This is a genomic window from Bacteriovorax sp. BAL6_X (assembly GCF_000443995.1).
GTDB lineage: Bacteria > Bdellovibrionota > Bacteriovoracia > Bacteriovoracales > Bacteriovoracaceae > Halobacteriovorax_A.
On the sequence record NZ_AUMC01000003.1, the window covers coordinates 433,260 to 459,377 of the forward strand.

Genomic DNA, 26,118 nt, shown 5'->3' on the forward strand with positions numbered 1-26,118 from the left:
ATGGATTTTAAGGATAAAATTGAAAGCCTATTCTCTTCAACGGAACCTGAAGTAAAACCGATTCAAGAGGAGACACTAATTTATTTTGGTGATAATCAAAGGCAACAAGTTAAAGATTTTTCAATATTTAGTAAGTCATTTAAGGATCAATCCTTAAAGGCTCTCCAGATCAAGAATGTAGAAATTAAGATCTTAAAAAACTGTTTAGAGAAAGAGTTAATCAACGCATATCTTGTTCAGAAATTGTTAATTGATGAAATGAAGCTTTTAAAGAAAGTCGTAGGAAATATCAATGGAGTGAAGCTTTATGTCACGCCTAGCTTTATGACTATTCAGCTTTGTGAAATTGGGAATATCAGAGCATCGTTAAGTAATATTCAAAGTGACATTTTTGGTAGACGTGGTCTTAAGAACCTTGTTGCAATTAGGCTCACTCGAAGTGTTAAAAAAATGAATTTAGTTTTAAAAGTTAAGTATAAAAATATTGATGAAAAAGATTTTCTACAGTTTAGAAGTCGTGAGGTGATAAATGAAGTTCTTTGATGTTGCAGAAAAAACAAGCCAAAAGGTTGAATTAGATAAAACTGTTAAAAAGACTAAGGTCTTTAAGAATCTTCCAGGTATTGCTCTAGTTGTGATCGATGAAAATGACCAAGTAATCAAAGTGAATACTGAGTTCAAAAAAATGTTTAATAATGTAAACCTAAAAGGTGGAAGTTGGGATATTTTCTTTAAGACAACATTTCGTAAAGAGAAGGGACTTGCAGAGACAAGTAATCTTTTCAAGAATTGTAATGATATTCTAAACGATTATATTATTCATACAGCAATGGATGAGTCTACTGGTTACCGATATGGTTGGATTTATAAAATTCCAGTTGAAATTATGAATAAGGTTTCTCAAAAGAGAACGGCACTAATGGAGTCGAAGAAACTAGATGCTTATAATCTAATTGAAGATGAAGTATTTGGTAAGAGACTTAGTTGGATTAATAACAATTTGTCTCTTTCAGATTTTCTATATGCTGATGATTGCGTTCTTTATTCAAATAGTAATGAAGCTAAGATGTTACTAAAAGACTTTGTAGAGCTTCTGTATGGTGTTTTAAACATGAAAACAGAAGAATCTCATTGCACAGTTGAATTCTCTAGAGGAAAGAGCGGTTTACAAATTACAGGTGTTTTCTCTAATTTTAATTTCTCGGATGGTGACTTTCAGTCAAATATCAGTTGGCATGGAAGAAAGATGCGCCTTAATGATATCTGTAAGGTAATGGAATCACGCTTACCTGATCTTTATACATCGATTTATGTAAAGAACTCTAAAGCTGATCATCAATCAAAACTTAAAATTACTTTAAATGTAAACGATATCGATGGTGTTAGATGGCACGTATCAAGAGGGACTGCAGGTGGTCTTTAAAAAGCTATTGATTCTTGGGCTTCTAAGCTCAAGTTTACTTGCAAACGAAACATTCTATAACTCTGCTAGTATTTCACTAGGGATGATGAATTACTCTGTTACTCCTAATGAAAGTACTCTTCAAAATACTGATGGTACTTCAACAGGTGAGGAAACTGCCGATGCAGCAGCTGCTGCTGTTTCTGCAATTTCAATTCAGGTAAATTGGGAATTCAAATCAGAGTTAAAGAAAAGTTACTATATTAGTGGTGTTCTTCCAATGATGTCAGCAGAAGGGACAGGTGTCTACTCAACTGTAGTCGGAATGAATTGGTACTTTGGTGATATTGGTACGAAATACTCGTATACAAGTAATGGCCAAAACTTAACGATTACACCAACAAGTAAGTATTACTGGGGTGCTTTTGTTGGCCCTGGTTACGTTATTTATAATACTGATTCTGCTAAATACTCAGATATTTTCTTTGATTTAGGCGTAAACCTAGGCGCTGGTTGGCGTTGGGGGAAGAATAGAACAATTAAAGCTGAAGCGGCAGTTAGTCGTGCAACAGGAATTAAAACAACTGGAATTAAAATGGGGGTATTTGTAGGTATTAGCCAATATCTATAAATAATTTTTTAATGAAGTACTTATTACTATTATTACTATCTACATCTGTATTTGCTGCTAAGTTTAATGTTAAGTCTGATCCTAGTGATTGTGACGTATACGTTATTGATAAAAATGGTAAAAGAGTTTCTCTTGGAAAAACACCATATGAAGCTGATGTCGAAACGATGCAAACAAATTATGGTGCAAATGGACCAATTCAAATTGAAGTTTTTAAGCCTGGATTTGAACCATATAGTTTATCTGTTCCAATTCTTGCAAAGTCGGATATAGATATCAGTGCTAATTTAAAGGTTGAGAAAAATATTGAATTAGCTCAGGACTTTGACTTTCTAGTTGGTGATTTATTTGATGTACTAAGGTTAATGAGAGGAAAGAACTTTGATCTTGCTTTTGCTAAGCTTGAAAAACTTGAAGTAAAATTTCCTCACTTTTCGATTATTCATGAAATGAAAGGTTCTATTTCATACTTAAAGAAAGATTTTAAAAACTCTCTTGCTTTCTATCGTAAAGCTTTTGGGATTAATCCTAAAAATAGAGAAGCATATAAGATGAAAATTTATTTAGAAAAGAAATTTAATGTTTCTAAGAATGAAGGAGGTAAATAATGAAGAAGTTGGTATTTATCTCATTACTACTACTTTCTTCTGCGGCTATTTCAAATCCCAAAATGAATGTCCTGCCAAGTCTTGAGTGGCAAAAGAATGAACTAGAAATGAAGGTTCATGATAAGTTACAAAGAGGTACTGAAGTTATTCTTGGCCATGAGCATTTCTTTGTTGATGTTGAAATCGTAACGAATACTCCTGAGACTCCAAACTTCAGTATTCCATTAAATCCTTCTTCTGAAGGAGATACTGGTAGTATTGACGGAAATGGACGAAAGGAATTAGATCTTACTGACGATTCTAAACAAGCTAAGGCAGCTGAAGATGATAAAACAAAATCTGATGCTGAAATTAAGTTTACTAATGATGTTCCGGAAACTGACTACGGTGAGAGTATTGTTTTTTCTCGTTTAGGTATGGAAGCGCCACTTATCGATGATTTTAATGACTTTTCTCCTTCTGGAAAAATCTTACTGACAATGGGGGATAACTCTAAGGATAAAATCAATAAAATGAAAGAAGACTTCTCTAAAGAAAAAGAGAAGCTTGTTGATCAAATTAAAAAGTTAAGGGATGCATCTAAGGCCAAGCCTAGTATGATTGAACAGATGTGGAAGTATAATACTTCTATTGATATTTTCAAAAATATCTCTGAGATTAATATCTCTGTTCGTCTTCCAAATGATATTGCTAAGGATGAAAGAGTTAGAATTGAGGGGCTTATTAAGTCAATCAAGCTTGGTGTAAATGATATTACTCCTAACTTTAAATTTTCTTATACGATTAATGTTCCTCAGAAAGAAGATATTATCTCAAAGAGTGACTTCCTAAAGGCATTAAGTAGCGTTTCAAATATTATTGCAATCGTTCTTGGTGTTTTACTGATTGGATTCGTTGGAAATCGTCTTATATCTAAGTTCTTTGAACTTAATAGTGCTGCTCAAGCAGGTGGTAATTTTACAATGCAAAATGATCGTCCTGAGTCAGATGATGATGGGGGTGCAGGTGAGATGTTGGCCGCTGGTGGTGGCGGAGGAGATGGCCTTGGTGGCGTACACTCTCTTAATGGTATTGAAAGATTTAAGGTTTTTGCAGATAACACTCCTCAAGAAGCAATTCTATTAGTAAAGAAGTGGATTGCTCAAGATACAAAGAGTGGACATGCTGCCCTTAGAGCACTTGTTCAACAAATTGATAATAGTGCACTAACAGATATATTTAAAATGCTAAGTGAGCCAGAAAAGGCAAAGTGGAGAGAGCTGCTCAATAAGCCGCTGAATGCAAATGAGTTATCTCTTGCTAATGATTATATTAGTAATCAAATCGTACAAAGTGTTATTCTTCCTTCAGTTATTGAAGACCCAAATACTTATGATTTACTTCTTAAGCTTAATGCTGAAATGATTAATCAGATCTATGAGAAAGATCCGTATATAGTTTCACTTGTTCTAAATGCTTTAAGTGATAGCTTTGTTGCTGAAGTTCTTTCAAGTTGCGAGTCAGAAACTGTTGATCAAATACTTATGTCTTCTGTTATCATTAAAGAGCAGGAGGTTAGAGATAATCAAGCACGTATTAAAGAAGTTCTTTCTCAATATGTTGAATCGAAATCGAAACTTCCATTCGTTGATAAATTATATGATATTCTTCCAAATGTTTCTGCGACAGTTGAAAAGAGTATTTTCAATACGCTTAAGCAGAATATTAATGTTGAAGAGTTTACAGAACTGAGCCAGAAGAACTTTCCTTCTGAGCTTGTAAGTGAGCTACCTTCTAAGTTCTTAAAGGAAGCACTTGCTAATTACGACCTTGGAAAGAAAGTTTCATTACTTTTTGCTATGGAAGATTCTGAAAGATTGTACTATTTAGACTTATTTGCACCTGATGGAACTAAGGCGCGTGATCTTATGCAAATTGAATTCGATTCTGTTGAGCGAGATGAAATGAGAAAGAGTAAAATCATTGCTGGTAAAGATGATAGCTGGCGTGAGTTTGTTAAGTTCGTTCGTACCCGTATCACGAAAGAAAAAGATGAAAAGACTGAGATCGAAAACCTTGTCCATAACTGGGCGCAAGATTTATACGGCTCTGTCGAAACTAGACCAGATTTAAAAGTAGCGTAATAAAAAAAGCAGCTCTAGAAGCTGCTTTTTTATTTCTTAATTTGATTTTCTATTTAGACTTGTGCAGCCTTTAACAAATTCTTAGCAATGATCATAATCATTACTTCATTAGTTCCTGCACCAATTTCATTAAGTTTATTATCTCTCATCATACGCTCAACAGGGAACTCTCTTGAGTAACCGTATCCACCATGTAGTTGGATAGCATCAAGAGCGATCTTCGTTGCCATTTTTGGAATAGCAAGTTTAACTTGAGCTGCAACAACTGGCCCTTTCTCTCCTTGGTCGTAACGGTAAGCTACGTTGTAAAGGAAGTTTCTCATCATTTCTGTTTCAGTTGCCATTTCAGCGATCATCTTTTGGATCATTTGGTACTCACCAATTGTTTTTCCAAATTGTGATCTTTCATTTGCATATTTAATACATTGATCAACACAAGCTTGCGCGATACCTAGAGAGATACCAGCAATCGTGATTCTTTCGATCTCAAGATTTTTCATCATGTGGTAAATTGAATCACCTTCGTTACCAACCAGTTGCTCTAGGCCTACTTTTGCGTTGTCAAAGATAAGCTCACCTGTTGGTGAAGCACGCATACCCATCTTGTGGATTGGGCTACCAAAGTCAAAGTGACCTTTGTCTTTTTCTAAGATGAAAGTAGAAAGATTCTTTCTTTCTTTTCCTGTTCTTGTATAAACGTAAGCGATATCTGCGTATTGAGCATTTGTGATCCACATCTTCGTTCCATTTAGAAGGTAGTGATCATCTTTTTTCTCTGCTTTAGTTTGAATACCAACTGCATCTGAACCGTATTCTGGCTCAGACATCCCCATACAACCAATATGTTCACCAGTAATTAGTTTTGGTAGGTACTTTTCTTTTTGTTCTTTAGAAGCGTTATTTTCAATATTGTTAACACAAAGGATAGAGTGGGCAAGGTAAGAAAGTGTTGAAGAAGCACAGGCCTTTCCAAATTCTTCCATTACTATTGTTGCAGAAAGGGCACCCATTCCAGCACCACCGTATTCAGGATCTGCTGTAATTCCAAGAACTCCGATTTCACCCATTTTTTTGAAAGCATCCATGTTAAAGCTTTCTTCTGTATCATGCTTTTCCGCTACAGGAGCAAGCTCTTGTCTTGCAAAGTCACGACACATTTTTTGGATTTGTTTTTCTTCCTCTGTGAAATACCACATACTCTCGTCCCCTCTGTCATTTTTAATCAAAATAACTTACCGTGTCTTACATCCTATGGCAATAAAGCCTAAGATGTTTTTAGCCAATAGACTATATTTAGTAAGAACGTAAATTTTGTAAGTCCTTGAAATTGTCAAAGTGTTTTACATGACTTACAATTTTTTTAAGGAGTCGATTGATGCTTACAACACCTGTAGTCAAGGATGAGGACACGGTATTTCCAGGGGAGAATTGGTTTTTCTACTGGAAAACTTCAGCTTCTCTTTGGAAATCTAAAATTGAACAAACGTCTTTAACAGATAAGATTATCGTACCGATAAATTGGAGCTTCCATACGGACACTGGCGATAAGATTGATTTTGCAAAGCAAAAGCCTGAAACGGACTTTAAGCGCCTATATGATATTTGCAAAGAACTTGATAAAGAAATTATTTTTCTCTTACCTGTTTCACCCGTACCATATCTGCCAAATGGAGGTATTCCATATCTCTTAGCTAGAACTGCTAGTTGTGATCAGTATGGTTTAAACCGTGCCAGCGCAGATAGTGACGGAACAATTCATAATTTTTATAGTTTTTATGATCCTCGAGTTTATAAAGGTTTTACACGTTTTTGTTCAGAACTAAATTCATACTTTCAAGAAAGTGGAATTAAGGCACCTTTATGGGCCGCCAACTGCGGTCATTACTCACATGGCCACTTCCATTCTTATGTATTCGATCGTTCGGTAGCGTTTCAAAGTGGCTTTAGCCGTTTTGTTGAAATGAAAAAGAGTGAACTTAAGCTTGAGAAGATTACGGCCGAGCAGGAGCATGAGTTTATTATAGAGTATAATGAAACGATTTCTCGTATCTATATCGATATTGTTAAGCAATCGATGGAAAAAAATTGGCAAGGTGTAAAGAACTTCTCTTTCTTAGAAGGTTCGATGAACTCAATAGAGAATCGAATGCTTGATCAAGTGAGTGACTCAAAGATCATTGATGATGCCCTTAAGAGTTTAGACAACGGAGTTCTTCCGTCTTCTATTCTTCTTCCTAATCGCAATAAAAATGGGATTTATTCTGATTTAAAAAAACAAGTTATTAACTCTTCTCGTTTAGACGAGTTCTATAATGATAAGACGATAATCGCGGATAATGACTATATTTTTAAAACATCAAATGCAGTTAATATTTTTCATAATGTGAAGGACTTTAAGAGTAAGGAGCTTATCGCTTTTTCTGGCTTTATAGATTTCTGTAAAAATCAATTCAGTTGGAATTATAGCTATAGCGATATTAATGAGTTTCATTGGGAAGACTACGTTGAAAGCCCATTTCAATTCTTCTATTTCAATGGAAAAGAGATCAATGCGGAACTTCTAGGAAAGGTCTTGAAACTCTTTATGAGTGGTGGAAAGGTACTTATCGACATTGCATACCTTGAAAAGAACTTAAGAAGAAGACTTGAGTCTTTTTACCTAGAAAATGAATTAAGTGTTGAAAAGATCCGATTTGTAACAGAGATCAATACTGTTACAATGGGTGAGGGGCGACTGCTTATCTTTAACTCAAATGATTTTCAAGAATGTAGTGATGACGAGCTAAGTACATTTTGGAATAAAGTAACCAAGAGTATTGGTTATATTGGATGTGAAATTTCTCAAAGCGGAGAAGTTCGCTACAAATGGCAAGAGAGGGCCATTGCTTCTTCTGATCTTAAATATGATAAGGTTAAGCGAATTAGTTTTTTTAATCCTTCAAGTTATAAACAAAAACTTAATATTAAATATCCATCGGAATACGTTTTCCAAAAGATGATCGATCAAAATCATGTAGAGATAAATAATACTCCACACGAGATTGAATTGAACTTCATGCCTAAGGGAAGTATTTCATTAGATTTTGGGATAATTTCGGAGTAAAGATGGGTGCAAGTGATAAAGTTTTATATGTAAGTTTTGTCTATAGTGAAGAGCATAGTCTTTTCTTTATTCGTTCGATTTTTACGGCCAAATCGTCAATCGATTTTAGTGAAGTGGAACTAGGTCCAAGAATGGAGATAACTTCAGATGGGTACCTAAGTGGATTCTTTGATGAAGAAGAGTTAACGAAGTTTGCTTACGATCTTAGTGATCGTCTAAAGCAAGATAGAGTATGCTTAATTTCTCCTGATTGCTTCAATAAAGTTTTAGAAACAACTAAGAAAATTGGTGGCTTACTTGAATCATTTATTGAGCATGGAAATGTTTTAGAAAATCCAGAAAGAGCAAAGAAAGGGTTCCTATCGAGTTTTATTCGATAGGAACTCTGAAAATTGCCTGTAGAGGTTTATGATCCGAGCCCTCGATATCTCCGCGAACTCTAGCTTCAATTAGTTCAAGATCACGATACCAAATGTAATCAAGTTTATTTCCAAGCCACTTCATTCGATCGTCACGACCTGTGTAGTTAACTTCTGTAAATCCTTCTTTATTTAAAATACCCCTCATCATTTTAATTTTAGACTTTGAATTAGTATTAAAGTCACCTGCAAATACAACGGGGCCATTTGTCGTTCTTATATAGTTAACAACTTGAGTAATTTGTTTTTTAAGAGATCTCTTTCTTACAAAGTTAATCGCATGAATATTAATAAAGGTAATACTGCGGCCATCTTCAAGTTTATATTGACTAGCAAGAGATAGTTTTGGTGTGCGGATAAATGGTTCTCTTACCTTGCTTCTAAGAGGTGTTATAGTTAGTGCCGGATATTTTGAAATATTAGTGACCCCTGTGTTGTACTTTCCCCAGCTAATAAATGAAGTGGCCAATATAATTTCTTCTTCTTCTGGAGAAAAGAGTCGCTCTTTCATTTTCCCTTTGAAACTAAACTCTTGTCCGAGAAGAATATCGCTTTCACTCATTAATACTTCAAAGTCTTCACGCCAGCTTTCATTCTTTCCTTTATACATATTCCAGGCAGTGACCGTGAATAGACTAGGGAATGAGCAGTCATTACATGAAAGGCCTTGTTTTACTTGAATGATCTTATCTGGGCCTGGAATTTTATGAATGAATTTTTCTTGTGCAAAAGATGGAGTTACCAGTAAGGCAACAGCTAAGCTTATCATAAGCTTTTTCATAACAAATCCTTTTGTTTGAATCTAATCTTTTAATATATTTAATTATCTATAAGAGAGAACGAATGTGCAAAGAAATGCAGCTAAAATTTTCCTTTTATAAGCTAAACTGTCAAAGCTAATACCTAATCAATTAGCTCGAACTCTGCCTGAAGAGGAGTGTGATCGGATCCTTCAACTTCTCCAAGAACTCTTGCTTCCACTAGATTTAGCCCACGATACCAAATATGATCTAGAGGTTGACCTAAAAACGTCATGCGGTCATCTGTTCCTGTGTAGTGGACCTGCATAAAGCCTTCTTTTTTTAATAGTATATTCATCAGAAGAGTTTTTGTTGGTGCATTTGTATTGAAGTCTCCTGCAAAGACAACTGGCCCTTTGATATTTTCGACAGTTTTAAGAAGTGTTACAATTTGAATCGTAAAAGGTTGAATACCAACAAAGTTAAGAGCGTGGATATTAACAAAGGTAACAATTTGTCCATTATCGGCCGGATATTGGGTTATTACAGCAAGTTTTGGTGTATTAACAATGGGTTCACGGTCGCTACTTTGAATTGCTTGTTTACCTATTGCCTTAACTATCGAACTTGTAAAAACACCAGTTGCTTGTCCATCTGTATTATAAAATGATGTTGCTAGCACACTTTCACGCTGACTATTTGAAAGAACTTCTCTCATTTCTCCTTGTAGTAGAAATTCTTGACCAAGTATAACTTCACTCTCGCTAGCTAGCTTTAGATAATCGCTTGCCCAAGAAGGCTCTTTTCCTTTGTACATATTCCAAACTGTCACATTAAAACGCGTCCCAAGCTTACATTCTGTGCAGTTAACTGAGCCCTTTGTGGAAAGTATTTTGTCTTTTGAAGGAATTTTATAAATAAGATTGGCCATATTATTTGCGGCCAAGACAGATCCTTGAAGTAATAATAGGGATGTGATTAATAGGCCAAGCTTTCTCATTTTTGTTCCTAATTAGTCTGACTTCACCAGATTTTGTTGTTATTTAGGTTTAATAGATCAAAGAATAGGCTAAATAGCAAAAAATCTACAGAGGAGCTTGTAATATTTAGTCCCTGACCATATAAATGTCACCTAATATTGGAGAATTATATGCAAAAGCAGCTTTTTTACTCGCTTTCACCTAAGACTTTGAAATCATTCCTTATTGAGAATGGTCAGAAGCCTTTTGTGGCAAATCAAATTCTTCAATGGGTCTATGAGAAACACGAGTACACACCTGAGGGGTGGTCAAATATTTCTAAGAACCTTAAAGAGTTATTAGAAGAAAACTTTGATTTCACACTTCCTAAAATTGTATGGAATGGCCTTTCTAAAGATGGAACGAGAAAATTTCTTGTTGCTATGAGAGATGGAAAAACTGTTGAAACTGTTATGATTCCGGCTCGATCTAATCGAAAAACTCTTTGTGTTTCTTCTCAAGTAGGGTGTGCTATTGGTTGTACTTTTTGTCATACAGGAACAATGGGACTTATGCGCCACCTTGAGGCCGGTGAGATTATTGGCCAATTTTTAGCTGTAACAAAATTTTTAAGAGAGAAGGTTGGACCAGAAGAGCGACTTTCTAATGTTGTTTTTATGGGCCAAGGTGAGCCTCTTCATAATTTTGAACAAGTTAAGGCCGCAACAGAACTTATGGTTGATGAAAAGGCCTTAGGCCTCTCTCAGAGGAGAGTAACAATATCAACCTCGGGACTAGTTCCTGCAATTAAGAAGCTAGAAGAGTTCCCATCTGTTAATATTGCTATCTCTTTGCATGCTGCCCATAATGAGATTCGTACAGAGCTTATGCCTATTAATAAGGCGTATGATCTAGATAGACTTCTGACTGCGATTAAGGAAATCCCACTTAAGGCCCATCGCTATATCACATATGAGTATCTTCTTATTGATCAATATAATGATCGTGCCGAAGACGTGGAGGCTCTCTTAAAACTACTTCCTAAGAAGGTATCAAAAGTGAACCTGATTCCTTTTAATGAGTATCCTGAGTCGAATTTTAAACGTCCAAGTGTTAGCCGTATTAACTGGTTTAAGAACCAACTTGATAATGGCGGAGTTACGACAACTATTCGTACGACAAAGGGGAGCGATATCTTAGCTGCTTGTGGTCAGCTTAAGAGTGAGCTAGAAAAAGACTTAAATCTTTGGAAATAAGGTTACTTCTTATTTTCGTAATCCCAATACTTAACTTTTGTATTCTTGGAAGATGGAAGACGCTTTGACTTCTCTGATTTAGAATCGTCTTCGACTTGATATGAATCCTCCCAAGATTCTTGAGTCTTGTGGTGGACTACTTTCTTTTTAAATGAAATTGGCTTTTTCGCTTCTTGATAAAATGAAGGAGCTTCATACTTCTCAGCATAAACAAAGCTAGACTGAATTACTAGAGTAATTATGGCAATTGTCTTAACGCTGAAACCTTTCATATATCCCTCACTTCGCATTTGCGGTTTTATTCCTATATCTTTTCGGATAGGGACAAAATTACTTTAATCGGCAAGTTTGTAACATGTTAAAAAGTTTACGAAATCCAATATTTTTGGGAAGATAGAAGGGTAGATTTATAAGCTCAGGGAGGATGCTTTGTCGAATACAAAATCAAAAGATCGTGCGGTCATAGGCCTTATGGCAATGGTTGCAGTTTTCTTCGTTGTACTAATATTATTTTCTGCTTATACCGTGACAATTTTCAAAGGAAATAACGATATTGCTTCGTCGAGTAAGAAGTCTAAAGACAAGATTGCCCTAATTGAAGTTGAAGGTGTCATCATGGACGCTAAGAAAACAATCCAACTTCTTCACCGTGCTGAAGCGGATGAAGCGGTTAAAGGGATTATCTTAAGAGTTAACTCACCAGGAGGTGCAGTTGCTCCAACTCAAGAAATTTATCAAGAAATTTTAAGAATTAGAGGGGCGGGAAGTTACGCTGAAGTAACGAAGAATCCTAAGCCAATCTATGCATCATTCTCATCAATCGCTGCAAGCGGTGGTTACTATATTGGTGCAGCGACAGAGAAAATTTGTTCATCACCTGGAACACTAACAGGTTCAATTGGTGTAATTATGCAATTTGTTGACCTTTCTGAATTATATAAATTTGCAATGGTTAACCCACAAACTATCAAAGCAGGTCGTTACAAAGATATTGGTCAACCAAATCGTTCGATGACAAAAGAAGAAAGAGCACTTATGACTGAGATGACTCTTGATGTTCATAAGCAATTTAAAGACGATGTAGCAGCACAGCGTAGTGAAAGAATTACTGTTGAAATAGATGACGTTGCACAAGGGCAAGTCTTCTCGGGTGCGCAAGCAAAGAAGCTTGGTCTTGTTGATGAACTCATTGGGCTTTGGCCATGCGCTCGCGAGCTTCATGCGAAGTTAGAGCTTGAAGGGGACCTAAACCTTTCAGAAATGAAGATTAAGAAGAAAGCGAATTTCTTTTCAATCATTGAAGACTTAGAAGATGTTAAAGGTGCAGTTAAGAATTTTGTAAAAGCTAACAGCTCGACAACTTTAATGTACAAATAATAGAGGCATAATGCATATATACTTAAATTGGCTACAAGATCATATACTAGCAGTTGTAGCATTCGTATTTACACTAATTCTCATCTATCACTACTTCAGTGAGAAAGACACAGGTGTAAAACTTTCTAAACGATATCGTAACTCGATCTTTGAAGCTCAATCGAAAGTATTCCTAAATGCAACACAATACCTCATTTCTGGAAATCGTGATCTTGCGATTAAAGAATTCTTAAGTGCTGTTGATATTAATAGAGAAACAATTGATACATATTTTGCTCTTGGTGGATTATTTAGAAGTAATGGTGAAATAGAGAAGGCCATCAGTATTCATCGCTCACTTATTGCAAGAGATAATATTTCTGAATCTCACCGCATTCGTGCTCTGAAAGAGTTAGCCATCGATTTCGATAAGGGAGGCTTTGTTGATAAGGCCATTGAAACTTATAAAGACGTCTTAAAAATCAATCGTGATGAATATGATGTGATTCAGTCACTTTGTCGTATTTATGAAGATATTGGTGACTGGGATCAAGCTTATAATTATCGCATGATGCTTTCCAAAGTAGGGCATGAAAATCAGTCTGAAACGATTTCACATATTCTTGTTCAAAAGGCCAAAAAGTTTTTTGAAAATGGACAGCTTTCTAAGGCGATTGAAGATCTAGAAGATGGATTTCGTTTTGCACCCTCTGTATCAGCAAAGATTTTGAAACTTAGAATTCTTCTTCATGAAGGCAATATTGATGAAGCGAAGTTCTACCTAGTAGAACTTTTAAAAGAGCAACCAATGTATGCTTCTTTTGCTTTTGAATCACTAGAAGAAGGGTTCAAAGGAAGTGAAGAAGAAAAAGAGAAGTACTTTAAAAGATTAAATCTTTTAATTGAATATTTTTTAGAAATGAAAGATGAAGAATTACTTTCTAATGAGTCGATAATTCTTACTAAAATTAGGCTTTTTAAACAACAGCATCAGTTACACAAGGCTTACGAGTTACTAAGTGAATGGGATAAGAACTCTAATGCTACTTCAGAAGCCTTAAAGTCTGAATATATTAAAATTTTAATTGAGCTAGGTAAGAAAGAAGAAGCGGTTTCACAAACAAAAGATCTTCTTGAGAATATGCACCAAACTCTAACAAAGCACTACTGTCGTGAATGTGGTTATAACTCAGATGAAATTTTTTGGCGTTGTCCGCAATGTCACGAGTGGGAAACAATACAGTTTAGATGGAAAGTATAATGAGAATATTTCTAGTATTTTTTCTTCTTTTGCCGGTCTTTGCTCAAACAAAGTCTCAGTCTAGTAATGATCAGAAGAAGACAATTTACTATGTGCAGTCTGTATATTCTCAACTGCACCAAAACCCTTCAAAATTTTCTCGTGTATTATCTACATTTGAATGTGGACAGCCTTTCTATGTTTTAAGTTCACCAATATCTGAGTTCTATCAAGTTGAGTACTCAAATTATAAAGGATTTATGAGTACGAATGTACTTTCTAAAAGAAAACCAGATGGTTGTTGGCAAGATATGTATCGTCGTTTCTTTGATCAAATTGAAATAGGGGTTACTGAGATACACTATTGGGGAAGGCTACAAGATCTTCTCATCAAAGGGGAGAGTAAGTAATGAAGTACTTCTTAGCATTTCTCCTCGTATTTAATACTTATACTCAAGAAAACCTTCCGGTAGAGAATGAATTTGTGAACTTTAATAAAATTCAAAAAGTTCTTAAGAAGGATGGGCTTGAGAAGGCGGCAAAAGAAAAAGCTAAGAAAGCTAAGAAGAAGCAAGTTGATGTTGATGCTGCAAAAAAAGCGTTCTATAACACTCCTGCTGGTAAAGATTTTTGGCATATTATGACTCAGTACTGGCTTGTTAAAAATGTAGGGATACTAAAATGGGATTTTCATAAGCCTGATTTTGGTGTTCGTGAATATTACGCTAAGTTTTTAAAAGAGGTTGGCTACTTTGGTATCAAGTTTGATATTTTATACCTAAACTCACCAAATGTGACCCACTTCGGATTTCCTCTGTCGACCAATCACTACCTATTTGTCATTAGTGTTCCGTTTATAAGAGCAATGGACTTATCGAAGTTACAAATTTCACTTCTTTTATTTGAAGATTTATTGCGGTTAGAGGATCAACAATTTATTAAAAAATTTGATGATGAAACACTTTTAAAATTAATGAATAATAATTTTTATAAAAAAGAATTCCCGAAAGAAGAATTTCATAAGGTTTTAACTCGTTTTAGTGATGTCGTTTTTAATTCTGGTTTTACTTTCAAAGATCAGTTTAAGACAACAAAGAAAATGGATACTATTTTAAAGAATAATCCAAAGTATTGGAAAAACTATTATCACTTACTAGAGAAGATTGATTCTTTAACAAAAGGAAATTTACTTTATAAGAATTATTCAAAGATTTATCCAGCGCCTGAACTACAGTTGAATTGGATAAACCCAACGACGAATTAGTATGAAGTTATTCGCCAAAGAAAAATCTATTTATCTGGCAAAGTATGCCACTTCGACAATAATATATTGGATTATTTACTTTATTCTTGTCTCAATTATTACGTTCTTTCACTTTAGGCTAGGTCATAAGCTTATCATTGTTGAGAATTGGCTATACGATTTCTCTTGGCAAGTGCTGGTTACTGCAAGAATTTTAGGATACCTTGTTTCAATTTACTTCTTCTCAGATATGAAGTTTAGAGATATTAAAGGCCAGTTATCTTTTGACTGGTACAATAGTGTTAACATTCCAACTTATTTAATCTCACTTGGAACACTCATTGTATTTATTTTCTTTAGTCGTCCGTCTCATATGGAAAATGTGCAATTCAGCTTCTGGCAACTAGTTGTTCATAATGTACTTATTTTTACATTTTTCTTTTTTGAGTTCTTAAATTCAAAAATTTTTTTAAAGTCGAGACGTGTAGGAAAGGTTTTTCGTATTTTAATAGAGGGCTCTCTCTTGTATCTTTCCCTATTGGTTTTATTTCCAAGGAATACAAGTTTAGAAATAGGTCATATGTTTTTATTTTACTTAGCTTATGCTCATCTCTATTTATTTAATTATTCCGTACTTAAAGGTATGATTTTTATTTCAATTGTTTTTGTACCTCTTTTTGCCTTCTTGGGTCACGATCCATTATGGGGTACATATTACTCAATATTTTTTTCAAAGCTTGGTAATCTTTTGGTTCCAGCTATAAGTTTATTAATTGTTACATCCGCATATTCATATATTTTAAAAAAGCAAGGAGAAGTATAGTGGAAGGTCATAACTTAGATATTTTCCAAATCCTCTTAGACTCAAGTATTGTCGTAAAATTAGACTTACTTCTTTTAATATTAGCATCAGTGCTTTCATGGACGATCATTTTCCAAAAGAGATCACTTTTTAATAAAACTGAAAAGGCCAATAGTGAATTTAAAAACTTCTTTAGCGGAGTGGCCTCCCTTGAAGAAGCATATCATGATGCTCAGACAATTGAAGATAGTCCGTTGAAGAAGTTATTTCTTTCTGGTTACCGAGAGCTTAAGAAAACAGAAATTGCTCTAGGCGAAGATTATGGACTTATTAAAGAGCATTATTCTTCAATTGCTAATCAATCAATGGAGCGTGCTTTATCAAACGAAGCAGTAGAAGTTGATCAGCAAATGAGCAATGGATTAACAACTTTGGCATCAATCGGTTCAATTACACCATTCGTAGGTTTATTTGGAACCGTTTGGGGGATCATTGATTCATTTTCAGGCCTTGCTAGTGGTGGTGCAACACTTGAAACTGTTGCTCCGGGGATTGCCGAAGCACTTGTTGCGACTGCTGTAGGTCTAGTGGCTGCAATTCCTGCAACTTGGTATTTTAATAAATTTGGACAAAGAAGAAATAAACTTAAAGAGCAACTTCATATCTTTGGTAATCAATTTATCAATGAAGTTGAAAGATATATTTCTTCAAAATCATAATTTAGGGGTTAGTTATGGGTATGAATTCTGGTGGCAATGGAGATGGACCGGTATCAGAGATTAACGTAACACCACTTGTTGATGTTATGTTAGTTCTACTTGTTATCTTCATGATTACAGCGCCCTTGATGTTAAATGGGATTGAATTGACTTTACCAAAGACTAAGGAAGTTAATGTGATGAGCTTAAGCTCTTCCCAAGTTGTTCTTAGTTTTACTAACTCTGAAGAGTTCTATGTGGGTAAGGATAAAATTCTACTAACTGAACTTATTGCTGTTGTTTCAAATAAGCTAAAAGAAACGAAGTCACAGACTCTATTTCTAAGAGCAGACTACCAGCTAGAGTACGGTAAAGTTGCTAAATTAATGTCTTATTTAAAATCAAATAATATAAATGATATCGCTCTGGTTACAGAGCTAGAGGATAAGTAGTATCGAAAAGAGTTTTAACAAATACATTTCTATCTCATTAGGAGCACATGCTGTCCTAATTTTGGGACTGTATCTTCTATCGATCTTTAAACTTGGGACACCTTTTGATCCAAAGAGGGCCAATCTCGATAAGGTTCGTGTTATAGGAAAGGCCATTAAGGTTGATGTTGTGGCGATGCCTAAGATGACTTATCAAGAACTTAAAAAAATGACTCCTCCAAAAGAGCAAGTAGAAGTGGTTAAGGAGAAAGCCAAGGATACTGGTGGAAGTGATAAGGCAATTCTTGAGAAGGCAACTCAGCAAAAGTCTTTAAAGGATATGCTATCTAAGTTTGCTAATCGCAATGTGAAAACAGATACAAAAACAAAACAAAAGGCTAGACCAAAAAAGATTACTGAAGACACAACAGACTATAGCAATATTATTGCTGCAGGAAATAAGTTAAGTGATGGTTCTTCTTATACTGGCACTGGTAGTGCCCAGGCCCAGGGGGACTTTGATAATTATGTTATCTCTGTGATGGAAGCTGTTCGTAAGCACTGGAGACTTCCGGCCTATCTAGCAAACCTTGAGTTATCTTGTCATGTTCAGGTTTTCATTAATTCGCAGGGAAAATTATTAGAATATAAAATTATAAAATCGAGTGGGAACGCGGAATATGATAGTAAGGCAGTGGGATCAATTCGCGCTGTTGGATCATTTCCTCGTCCGAAAAAAGAAATTACTAATAGGCTAGTGGCCGGAGAACTCGTTCTTGCCTTTCCTATATAGGAGTTTTTATGAAGTATTTAGTATTATTACTTATATGTTTAAACGTTGTTGCTGATGGTGGTCTGACTGTTGTCTCTGTAGGGGATGCTGAAGTTGTTAAAGAAAGTTTACTAGTGGAAAAGATTTTTTCAGAGGGAGTCTTTACTCCTAATGAAGTTGAGGAGTCTGAGAATTATATTAATATCGTACGAAACGATTTTAAATTCTATCAGAATTACTTTAATGTTCTACCTCGTCGTATCTCGCAGACTTCTTTTGATAATGTACGATTTACGAATTACAAAACGAAAGAAACTAATTTCTTAGTTCGTTTTAAAATTGTAAGAACCGCAACACAAACATCTCTCTCTTATAAGCTTTGGAATATTGCGGCCGAGCAAGAGCTTATTTCAAAAACAATTCCATATGATGCTAATAATCGAGCGGCCATTCACGCAGTATCAGATGAAATCTACCGCGCCATTGTCGGGAAGCCCTCAATCTTTAAAGATAAGATAGTCTTTGTTTCTGATTATAAGATGCCAGATGGAAAGAAAGAGCTTTTTATCATGGACTTTGATGGGGCAAACCCAAAGAGACTAACATGGCACAATGGTGTTGTTCTTTCTCCTGCTGTATCACATGATGGCTCAAAGATTGTTTACAGTCTGATTGATGAGTCTGTTAAGGGCGCAAAGAAGAATGTAAATCTAATGCTCTATGATGTGGCCACAAAGAAATCGACAGTACTATCTAAGAGAAAGGGCCTAAACTCTGGTGCTATCTTTACTAATAATGGTGATGAAATCATTTTAACTCTTTCACATCAAGGTAATGCGGAATTATATCGCATGAACTTAAAGACTCGTGCAATTACACGCCTAACGAAAAGCTATGCTCCCGATGTTGATCCATCCTTAAGTGCCGACGGCTCAATCCTAACATTTCTATCTGGACGCCCAGGAAAGCCTATGATCTATACAATGGATCCAAATGGTTTAGAGAAGGATGTTAAGCGTATTAGCTACGTTGGTAAGTACAACGCCACTCCACGTTTTCACCCAAGTGCTTCAGAAATTGTTTTCTCAAGCTGGTTAGATAATCGCTTTGACCTCTTTAAAGTAGGATCGGATGGCCAAAACCTTCATCGTCTAACGAAGGATTTCGGTTCAAATGAGGATCCAGAGTATTCAAAAGATGGACAGTTCATTATTTTTACAAGTTTGAGGGTTCTTTCACAATCGAGGGCCACTCAAAGTGTCTATATTATGGACACTTGGGGCAAAATCCTAGGCCCACTGACCTCAAATTTTGGAAAGTGTACAAGTGGTAGATGGCTTAAGTCGTTATAATCACAGTAAAAGTATATTTTTTTTGAACAACCGAGTGTTTTAGTCTTGTAAAAAATTCAGACGCGCTGTATCATGAGTTTAGTTTAACGCTTTGCAGAATACGCATTGAAAAATACACGGGAGTTTACGCATGACAATCGAAATGAAAAAAGAATCAACAAAAATTGAAAATCTACTGTCTACACTTCTTACGACTTTAGATGAGCAGGTTTTCTTTTCTGAACTATCAAAATTCTTTAAGTCAGAAATCGTTTGTGATGAAATCATCGTAAATATTGCACATGAAGACGGAAGCTGTCGCATGGTTGCTAAGAATGCTCGCGCTGTAAAGAACGCACAGAGAATTTCAAAAGGTCTAGGTGCTGTAGGACACGTAATCAAAACTAAGCGTGCTTACTTCTCAAACAACGTACAAAGAGATCCTCTATTTGCTTCGACAAAAACAGAAGCTTCTCACTCTGAACTGTGTGTTCCAATGATTATCGACGGTGTAATTATCGGTACTATTTCTTTCAAAGGAAATAGCGAAGAAGTTAACTTTAAGAAAGAAGACATTAATATGGTTATCGATAGCTTAAATGCTATCCAAAAGCCACTTAAGAATATGAAAATGTACCTATCTGCTAAGTTCCTAAATGAGTCACTTAAGCAGAAGATCGAAGAAAAAGAAAATGAACTAAAGAATTCTGTACCAGGTGTAACTCTTTCTCGTTCAACAACTCAAGAGAAAGAAATCATCGGTAAGTCAGAAATTATGCAAGAGCTTCTAGTTGCAGTTGATCGTGTAGCTGCATCAGATGTTAACTCTTATATGGCAGGTGAGACTGGTGTTGGTAAAGAGATGATCGCTAGAAGAATTCACTGTCGTTCAGAAAGAAAGAATCACGCTTTCATCGTAGTAGACTGCTCAATGGGTAACGATGAGTACCTTGAGTCAGAAATTTTCGGGAAAGAAGAAGTTGATGCTGTAAGAGGTTTCAGAATTAAGAAGGGTGCTCTAGAAGCAGCTAACGGTGGAACAATCTTCATCAACAATATTGATAAAATGCCAGTTAAAGTACAGGCGAGACTAATGAGCTTTATCAACGACCTTGCTTACTCAAGAGTTGGTACTCATGAAAAACTAAGATCAAACGTAAGAATTATTGCAGCTTCTTCAATCAATATGAAAGAAAGTGTTGCTCAAGGTACTTTTAGAGAAGATCTATTCTACAACCTATCAACAATTGGTTTAAGGATTCCTTCACTAAGAGAAAGAAAGTCAGATATTGAAATTCTAGCTAACCACTTCCTAAACCTAGGAAAGTTACCAGAAGCTCAAAAGTCGATGTCTCCAGGTGTTGTTAAGCTTCTTGAAGATTACAACTGGCCAGGAAACGTAAGAGAACTTCACTCAATCATGGAGAGAGCATATGTTCTATCTCCAGGAATGATTGTTGAAAGAGATCACCTTGCTGATAGCATCAAAGTTGAGCAAGCTGAAATCTCTGAAGAAAAAGAAGAAATCAGAGTGTTTAGAGAAATGACGCTAGGTGAAATCGAAAGAGAGCACATCTGCCAAACTCTAGATCACTTAGGTGGTAATAAGACTAAGACTGCTAAAGTTCTTGGGATTACAGTTAAGACTCTTTATAACAAGCTGCACAGCTACGGTATGATTGAAGCAAAAGAAGCTTAAAGAAAATTGATAAAGCGTAATTTTGAAGTTATTATGACAGTCTAAAAGGAGAGCCCATGTCAGAAGACAATAGACTACCAAAGAACTTCAGAAGTTCACCAGATTTAGAGAACTTCTACCGCTTTATTTATGAAAATAACTTAAGAAGTGAAGCGAAGAAAATTTTTGAAGCGTTAAAAGTCGCTACAACTCCTGTAAAGAAAAGAGGAAGAAAGAAAAAGTCTTAACTCTCTTGTAACTATCAACAAATTCATTATAAAATATAAGATGCCCGTTAATTAACGGGCTTTCTTATATATACCAAAGGATCAACATGGAAGTTGTCTCAAACGCTAAATTAGGTCTAAAAGTTTATGATCCATTATATGGATTCATCGACTTAACTCCACTTGAGATGGAGATCATTCACAGCCCATTCTTTCAAAGGCTGCGCTGGATTAAACAATTAGGATTTTCATTCTACGTCTTTCACGGAGCAGAGCACTCTCGCTACGGCCACTCAATTGGTGTACTAAATAATGCTCACCATATTCTAAGGTCAGTTGGCCGCGGTGTGGAAGATGGTGAATTATTTCAAAAAGTTCAAAAGACAAAAGAGGCCAAATATCATCAGGCCATTCGCGTCTCGGCCCTTCTTCACGATATTGGAACATTCTGTTTTTCTCACACTACAGAGATGGCCTATATCAAAATAGGGGAGACGACAAATAAGAAAGGTGGCAAAGGCTTACAAGACGATCATGAAAACCTTGGCTCTTTCATTATTAAGAATACTGACTACGAAGGTGGACTTACTCGAATTCTAAAAGATCATGGAATTGATCCACAGGAAGTTTCTGACCTTGTTAAGGGTACGCACTCGTCAATTCTTGCCAATCAAATTCTTCACTCGGAAATTGACTGTGACCGCATGGACTATCTTTTAAGAGATGCTCACTATACAGGTCTTAAATATGGAACTTACGATAGAGAATATCTTCTACACCATTTCACGACAGAGAAAGTTGCAGGTCATGATATTTTAGCAATTAAAGAAAATGCTCTTCACTGTGTTGAAGACTTTTTAAGCGCGCGCTTTGCTTGGTACTCACAGGTAATTCGATCACCACGTGGATCAAAGTATGATGCCATTGCAGATGCCCTTTGTTACCACATGCTAGAGAAAGGCCATATTTATCGCTATAGTGATTTACTTGATATTATCAGCAATGATCCAATGCGCTTTTACGGTTTTAATGATTCATACTTTATGAATACAATTCACAAGCTACTTGTCGATGGCCAATTCGATAAATATGCAGATATTAAAGATATGGCACGTATCCTTCTTCTTCGTCATGGTGCAAAGAATATTGATACGAGTGACTTCTCACAGTCTCTTCTTGAACAAGATAATATTGGTTTTAATGACAAGCTCTTTAAAAAGACAAGTAATAAGGCCAATGACATTGTTAACTTTGTGAAAGAGAAGGGAAGTGATGCTGATTGGGTTATTCCAGATATTCCTAAGAAGAAAATTATCTTTGTTAAGAGTCCAAGAGAACTTGCAAAGAAGACAACACTTGCTAATCTTCTCTTAGAAAGAGATCCAGTTAAGATTCGTTTAGATGATGGGCAAGTTAAACTACTAGCTGATGTTGAAAATTCAATCATTTCAAAACTTTCAAATACAATGAGTTACACGCCAAATTGCTTCTGCTCTGACGGAGCATATAAATTACTTAAAGAGCAAGGTGTGATTTAAGTTTTTTGGCCCTTTCGATTAGGGGTAAGTAGATACCTTCTAAACTTGCCCCATCGTATTCGATTCTCGTTAGGTTTCCTGTGAGTAGCTCGAGGTTAGAGTTTACAAAGAGCACTTCTGTATAGCCCTCAAATGTTGGGTAGTCCCTCACAAACGCCTTTTCTTCAATCGAATTTTCTAGATTTAAAAGTAGGCAGATGATATTTGCACTCCCTCTTCTTTGAGGAATACGAGGAATGATAAAGCTTAAATTCTCAATGAGATTATTGAGGTACTCATCTCTTTGTCCTTGCCCAAAAGTAACCATGGTCTTATTCGTAATAGAAAAGAAAGTTGCTTCAACTCCCATAAAGCGATGAGATTCATTATCAATTGATAAGAGAGATATCGTTTCGTCACGAGGGGAGAGAATATACTGACAAGTTAGCTTGTCATAGGGAGGCACAAAAATGAACTCTTCAAAGCGGCCTGACGAATTTCGATTTAATCCAATGACCTCAATGAAATTAGACTCGACCTCGCCACACAGCATACCAACAGTGATTGCACGTATGCGACTATTTTGCTCAAGATATTCATTACAAAGAACTTTATCTGTAAAGGCCAGGGTGACATTGACTCCGGCCTCGTCAATTTTATTTGTTTTAAAACGAGGGCCAATATCGACAGGTGTATCGATGACATAGATGATGTCATAAAATGAAAGATTTCTACTTTCCCTGTCTCCATCAACACTACTATCTTGTAAGAGGGAAGATAGTAGGTGAGCATCGATTTGCTTTCCATTAATTTTTTCAAGCACTTTGACCTCTCTTTTTCAGATTTGCAGCTGATTCTACGTAGAAAATTTGCTTCCATCAACAGCTGAAATATTAAGATTTACTTATTTGATGCAGGTGGTCGGTCTTTTTATCTACCTTTGCTTAAAATCTGATTTTGTTATAAAATTAGAGAGTGGCAAAGAGGATTTTTGCCCAATTCAAGTTAGGAAGATTTGAATATAGAAATGAAGGACTCATATCAATGATCTCAAGCAGTTACGCGAATCAAGCAAGTAATTTATTTGGAAACCAGAATTTGAATACAAATATGTATTTTACCCTGGAAAATGTCACTGTTGATTACAACGGTATCAAGGCCATCTCCAATATTAATTTGCAAATCAGAAAAGGTGAAATTGTCTTTGTTACAGGTGCTTCTGGAGCAGGGAAGACAACTCTTTTAAATGTTCTCGCTGGAAATGTTTCACCAACTGGTGGAACGATCAAAATTGAAGATCGCATTTTTACAACACAAGTTTTTCAAGATCTAAGACTTATTGAAAATATGAGTCTTATTGATAATTTACAATTTGCATTTGATCCAAGTGTTTACCGCTCTCGTAAAGAATTTGAGAGCGATCTAAACGAACTAATTAAAATTCTAGGAATTAAAAATCGCGTAAATCTTAAGGCCAAGGATGCTAATGGGGGACTAAGACAAAAGGTTGCCATTATTCGCGCCCTGCTTGCTAAGCCAGATGTATTTATTGCTGATGAGCCATCAAGCTCTCTAGACTTTGATAATACAAAAAGACTTTTTGATTTATTAAATATCTATAATGCGAAAAGAGGAACAACAATTATTTGGGCCTCTCACAATCGCGAATTAGTTCAACGTTTCACGGGACGTATTATCCACTTAGATAACTCTCGTCTAATCCACTCGGGGCATGCATGTTTTATTTAAAAGAATTAGCTCGTTTCACAAAAAACAATCTTTTTGGGCAAGCGCTTTTCTCTCTTTTAACAATCTCTCTTGTTATTTCTGTTTCAAATTATGACAGTTTCAAGAAGAAGATTTCAAATGCACTTCCGGCCATTCAAAATGAGTATTACTTCAATGCTCTTGTCGATGGGGACTTAAATACAAATAGTATTTCAAGAAAGATTAAGGGATTACCTGGCGTAAAGGGTGTTGAGGCCATTAGTGCGACAAAGAGTATGGCCGTGACAAACGAGCTTAAAGACGTTCTTGAACTTGGTAAAGATGAAATCACATCAATTATTTCAATGAAGGGACTAAAAATCATCTTAGATGAAAAAGTTTCGGAGAGTTCGACAAATCTTATTAGAGAGTACTTAGTACGTCTTACTGGTAAGGATAATGTTGTTCTTGGAAGCATTAGAAAGAAAATTTCAAATACTCAATCGTGGAAAAATGTTATGACAGAACTAAAGAGGAGACCTCTTCAAGTTCTAATCACGGTTCTTTCTCTTTTTTGGGTTGTTGCATTTATGACAATAAGAAGAAACTTGAAGCAGGTTTCTTATCTTGTTGAAAAGTTCCAAAGAAAGAAGAATGTTGCTTTCAAAATGTATACAGTAAATATCGTTACATCAATTCTAATTGGTTGTGCTCTTTCATTTGCATTCTTCTCACCAAATGAAGTATTTGCATTAATTGTAAGTGGAGCATTATTAACAACTTCTGCGTGGTACACGATCGGGAAACTTGAATGGCAAAAAGCTTAGTTCTTTTCACAGTACTATTAATCTCTTCTGTTTCAATGAAGGCGCAGGCCGCTCCAAGTCTTAAGGCGATTAAGGGGAAGGTTACAGACTCACGTACTAAGATTGATAATTATAAGAAATCAATCCAGTCTATTGAAACAAAGCTTCAAACTAAGAATGAAGACTACCTTCAGGCGATGAAATCTAGGCAAGACCTTGATTATCAAATATTTGAACTAGAAAAAAATCTTAACCAATCACTTTTTGATCTAGAAGCAGATAAGGTGAGAGTAAAGAAGACAATTCGCCATGTGGCCCTAAGCTATATGGAAAACTCAACACATGAGGATCTTATCAAAAGTCAGCTTCTCTTAAGATCACTTAAGAATGAGAAGAAAGAAATTCAATCAAAGATCGATTACTGTACAAATTTAAAGAAAAAAACTTTTGAGCTTAGAACTCGTTTAACTGAAACAGTAAAAATTGAAAGAGAACTTTATACATTACTACAAGAGCTTGAGACTCGTAAAAATTCAACTGTTCAAGAGTTTTTAACTGAAAAAGAAAATCACGAAAAATTAAAATCAGAATATAGTAAGATAAGAAAATCTCAGCGCTTAGCAAAGAAGAAGGCCCAAGCCAAACTAAAAGCAAGAAAAGCAAAGAGTAAGGGGACTTCAACTAAGCTCGTTGCAAACTTCGCTGTTCCAGTTAAGAAGTATATCTCTACTGAAAATGGTAAGAAGGGGATAACTTATACTGTTAAGAGTGGACAAGAAATCTATGCAACAAAGGCCGGAAAGGTTGAATACGTAGGCTCGCTTGCAAATGTTGGTAATGTTATTATGGTTGATCATGGAAATGATATCCGTAGTATTTATCTTGGAGACTTTGCTTCAAGTGTAAAGAAGGGACAGGCCGTCGATCTTGGCTCTTCTGTTGCTAAAACGAGATTCTCAATTAAGAAGGGGAATCTAAGTAAGGTTTATTTTGAAATTAGAAAGAAAAATACAGCTCAAAATACAGCTCAATTAATTAATACTAAAATTAATATTTAAAATTAGGAATA

28 protein-coding genes are annotated in these 26,118 nt (G+C 35.5%); 23 read left to right on the top strand and 5 right to left on the bottom strand.

All coding sequences use genetic code 11. The annotated features are described in order from the left end of the window. From M902_RS02165 to M902_RS02185, 5 genes are read left to right on the top strand one after another with little or no spacing between them, the layout of a single operon-like run. Nucleotides 1-543: a hypothetical protein gene (locus tag M902_RS02165; protein WP_021266223.1), complete on the top strand. Its 543-nt coding sequence runs from the start codon at nucleotides 1-3 to the stop codon at nucleotides 541-543. Next, the gene (locus tag M902_RS02170; protein WP_021266368.1) at nucleotides 530-1,423 is read left to right on the top strand and encodes a hypothetical protein; all 894 of its coding nucleotides are present in this window, start codon (nucleotides 530-532) and stop codon (nucleotides 1,421-1,423) included. The genes M902_RS02165 and M902_RS02170 overlap by 14 nt, the downstream gene beginning before the upstream one ends. Further along, a complete protein-coding gene (locus M902_RS02175) occupies nucleotides 1,413-2,033 on the top strand; it encodes a hypothetical protein (protein ID WP_021265972.1) in 621 nt (206 codons plus the stop codon). The genes M902_RS02170 and M902_RS02175 overlap by 11 nt, the downstream gene beginning before the upstream one ends. Before the next feature lie 11 nt (nucleotides 2,034-2,044). Then, a complete protein-coding gene (locus tag M902_RS02180) occupies nucleotides 2,045-2,641 on the top strand; it encodes a lipopolysaccharide assembly protein LapB (protein ID WP_021266087.1) in 597 nt (198 codons plus the stop codon). After that, on the top strand, nucleotides 2,641-4,764 hold the full coding sequence (locus M902_RS02185) for a hypothetical protein (RefSeq protein ID WP_021265762.1): 2,124 nt from the start codon (nucleotides 2,641-2,643) through the stop codon (nucleotides 4,762-4,764). Before M902_RS02180 ends, M902_RS02185 begins: the two co-directional genes overlap by 1 nt. Before the next feature lie 53 nt (nucleotides 4,765-4,817). Here the strand turns inward: M902_RS02185 and M902_RS02190 are convergent, their stop codons facing one another. After that, the gene (locus M902_RS02190) at nucleotides 4,818-5,960 is read right to left on the bottom strand and encodes an acyl-CoA dehydrogenase family protein (RefSeq protein ID WP_021265750.1); all 1,143 of its coding nucleotides are present in this window, start codon (nucleotides 5,958-5,960) and stop codon (nucleotides 4,818-4,820) included. A gap of 179 nt (nucleotides 5,961-6,139) precedes the next feature. Between M902_RS02190 and M902_RS02195 the strand changes: the two genes are divergently transcribed. Further along, nucleotides 6,140-7,867, top strand: a complete 1,728-nt coding sequence (locus M902_RS02195; protein WP_021265742.1) for a hypothetical protein — start codon at nucleotides 6,140-6,142, stop codon at nucleotides 7,865-7,867. Between the two features lie 2 nt (nucleotides 7,868-7,869). After that, nucleotides 7,870-8,247, top strand: coding sequence for a hypothetical protein (locus M902_RS02200; RefSeq protein WP_021266410.1), 378 nt, complete (start codon nucleotides 7,870-7,872; stop codon nucleotides 8,245-8,247). On the opposite strand, the gene M902_RS02205 is transcribed toward M902_RS02200, so the two are convergent. Both M902_RS02205 and M902_RS02210 read right to left on the bottom strand, forming a co-directional pair. Continuing rightward, on the bottom strand, nucleotides 8,237-9,067 hold the full coding sequence (locus tag M902_RS02205) for an endonuclease/exonuclease/phosphatase family protein (protein WP_021266509.1): 831 nt from the start codon (nucleotides 9,065-9,067) through the stop codon (nucleotides 8,237-8,239). The genes M902_RS02200 and M902_RS02205 overlap by 11 nt on opposite strands. 122 nt (nucleotides 9,068-9,189) lie before the next feature. Further along, a complete protein-coding gene (locus M902_RS02210) occupies nucleotides 9,190-10,026 on the bottom strand; it encodes an endonuclease/exonuclease/phosphatase family protein (protein ID WP_021266489.1) in 837 nt (278 codons plus the stop codon). Between the two features lie 150 nt (nucleotides 10,027-10,176). Here M902_RS02210 and rlmN point away from each other — a divergent pair, with 150 nt between their 5' ends. Then, the gene (gene rlmN / locus M902_RS02215) at nucleotides 10,177-11,241 is read left to right on the top strand and encodes a 23S rRNA (adenine(2503)-C(2))-methyltransferase RlmN (protein ID WP_021265768.1); all 1,065 of its coding nucleotides are present in this window, start codon (nucleotides 10,177-10,179) and stop codon (nucleotides 11,239-11,241) included. 2 nt (nucleotides 11,242-11,243) lie between these two features. Here the strand turns inward: rlmN and M902_RS02220 are convergent, their stop codons facing one another. Further along, nucleotides 11,244-11,513, bottom strand: coding sequence for a hypothetical protein (locus M902_RS02220; RefSeq protein WP_156979692.1), 270 nt, complete (start codon nucleotides 11,511-11,513; stop codon nucleotides 11,244-11,246). Between the two features lie 157 nt (nucleotides 11,514-11,670). Between M902_RS02220 and sppA the strand changes: the two genes are divergently transcribed. The 12 genes from sppA (at nucleotide 11,671) to M902_RS02275 (ending at nucleotide 22,557) form a co-directional block, all read left to right on the top strand. Continuing rightward, a complete protein-coding gene (sppA, locus tag M902_RS02225; RefSeq protein WP_021265851.1) occupies nucleotides 11,671-12,618 on the top strand; it encodes a signal peptide peptidase SppA in 948 nt (315 codons plus the stop codon). A gap of 10 nt (nucleotides 12,619-12,628) precedes the next feature. Next, on the top strand, nucleotides 12,629-13,858 hold the full coding sequence (locus M902_RS02230) for a tetratricopeptide repeat protein (protein WP_021265958.1): 1,230 nt from the start codon (nucleotides 12,629-12,631) through the stop codon (nucleotides 13,856-13,858). Then, nucleotides 13,858-14,247: an SH3 domain-containing protein gene (locus M902_RS02235; protein WP_021266066.1), complete on the top strand. Its 390-nt coding sequence runs from the start codon at nucleotides 13,858-13,860 to the stop codon at nucleotides 14,245-14,247. Before M902_RS02230 ends, M902_RS02235 begins: the two co-directional genes overlap by 1 nt. Continuing rightward, nucleotides 14,247-15,101 (top strand): hypothetical protein, encoded by an 855-nt coding sequence (locus M902_RS02240; RefSeq protein WP_021266218.1) that lies wholly within the window; start codon nucleotides 14,247-14,249, stop codon nucleotides 15,099-15,101. The genes M902_RS02235 and M902_RS02240 overlap by 1 nt, the downstream gene beginning before the upstream one ends. 1 nt (nucleotide 15,102) lies before the next feature. Further along, complete coding sequence (locus M902_RS02245) at nucleotides 15,103-15,903, top strand: hypothetical protein (RefSeq protein ID WP_021266145.1); 801 nt, start codon at nucleotides 15,103-15,105, stop codon at nucleotides 15,901-15,903. Beyond that, nucleotides 15,903-16,601, top strand: coding sequence for a MotA/TolQ/ExbB proton channel family protein (locus M902_RS02250; protein WP_021266061.1), 699 nt, complete (start codon nucleotides 15,903-15,905; stop codon nucleotides 16,599-16,601). The genes M902_RS02245 and M902_RS02250 overlap by 1 nt, the downstream gene beginning before the upstream one ends. A gap of 14 nt (nucleotides 16,602-16,615) precedes the next feature. Next, the gene (locus M902_RS02255; protein ID WP_021266289.1) at nucleotides 16,616-17,032 is read left to right on the top strand and encodes a biopolymer transporter ExbD; all 417 of its coding nucleotides are present in this window, start codon (nucleotides 16,616-16,618) and stop codon (nucleotides 17,030-17,032) included. A 61-nt stretch (nucleotides 17,033-17,093) separates the two neighbouring features. Then, nucleotides 17,094-17,804, top strand: coding sequence for a TonB family protein (locus M902_RS02260; RefSeq protein ID WP_021266272.1), 711 nt, complete (start codon nucleotides 17,094-17,096; stop codon nucleotides 17,802-17,804). An 8-nt stretch (nucleotides 17,805-17,812) separates the two neighbouring features. Further along, nucleotides 17,813-19,135, top strand: coding sequence for a PD40 domain-containing protein (locus M902_RS02265; protein ID WP_021265714.1), 1,323 nt, complete (start codon nucleotides 17,813-17,815; stop codon nucleotides 19,133-19,135). A 130-nt stretch (nucleotides 19,136-19,265) separates the two neighbouring features. Beyond that, nucleotides 19,266-20,813: a sigma-54-dependent Fis family transcriptional regulator gene (locus tag M902_RS15660; protein WP_021265818.1), complete on the top strand. Its 1,548-nt coding sequence runs from the start codon at nucleotides 19,266-19,268 to the stop codon at nucleotides 20,811-20,813. A 56-nt stretch (nucleotides 20,814-20,869) separates the two neighbouring features. Then, on the top strand, nucleotides 20,870-21,040 hold the full coding sequence (locus M902_RS16415; protein WP_021266323.1) for a hypothetical protein: 171 nt from the start codon (nucleotides 20,870-20,872) through the stop codon (nucleotides 21,038-21,040). An 86-nt stretch (nucleotides 21,041-21,126) separates the two neighbouring features. After that, nucleotides 21,127-22,557, top strand: a complete 1,431-nt coding sequence (locus M902_RS02275; RefSeq protein WP_021266447.1) for an HD domain-containing protein — start codon at nucleotides 21,127-21,129, stop codon at nucleotides 22,555-22,557. Here the strand turns inward: M902_RS02275 and M902_RS02280 are convergent. Then, on the bottom strand, nucleotides 22,535-23,359 hold the full coding sequence (locus M902_RS02280; protein ID WP_021266018.1) for a hypothetical protein: 825 nt from the start codon (nucleotides 23,357-23,359) through the stop codon (nucleotides 22,535-22,537). The two genes, M902_RS02275 and M902_RS02280, sit on opposite strands and share 23 nt — an antisense overlap. A 152-nt stretch (nucleotides 23,360-23,511) precedes the next feature. Between M902_RS02280 and M902_RS02285 the strand changes: the two genes are divergently transcribed. The 3 genes from M902_RS02285 to M902_RS02295 are packed head-to-tail and all read left to right on the top strand — an operon-like array spanning nucleotide 23,512 to nucleotide 26,107. Beyond that, nucleotides 23,512-24,285 (top strand): cell division ATP-binding protein FtsE, encoded by a 774-nt coding sequence (locus M902_RS02285; protein ID WP_156979693.1) that lies wholly within the window; start codon nucleotides 23,512-23,514, stop codon nucleotides 24,283-24,285. Beyond that, entirely contained in the window at nucleotides 24,273-25,070 is a 798-nt protein-coding gene (locus tag M902_RS02290; protein ID WP_021265907.1) for a hypothetical protein, read from the top strand. Before M902_RS02285 ends, M902_RS02290 begins: the two co-directional genes overlap by 13 nt. Then, nucleotides 25,055-26,107, top strand: a complete 1,053-nt coding sequence (locus tag M902_RS02295; protein ID WP_021266520.1) for a murein hydrolase activator EnvC — start codon at nucleotides 25,055-25,057, stop codon at nucleotides 26,105-26,107. Before M902_RS02290 ends, M902_RS02295 begins: the two co-directional genes overlap by 16 nt. Nucleotides 26,108-26,118: the final 11 nt, after the last annotated feature.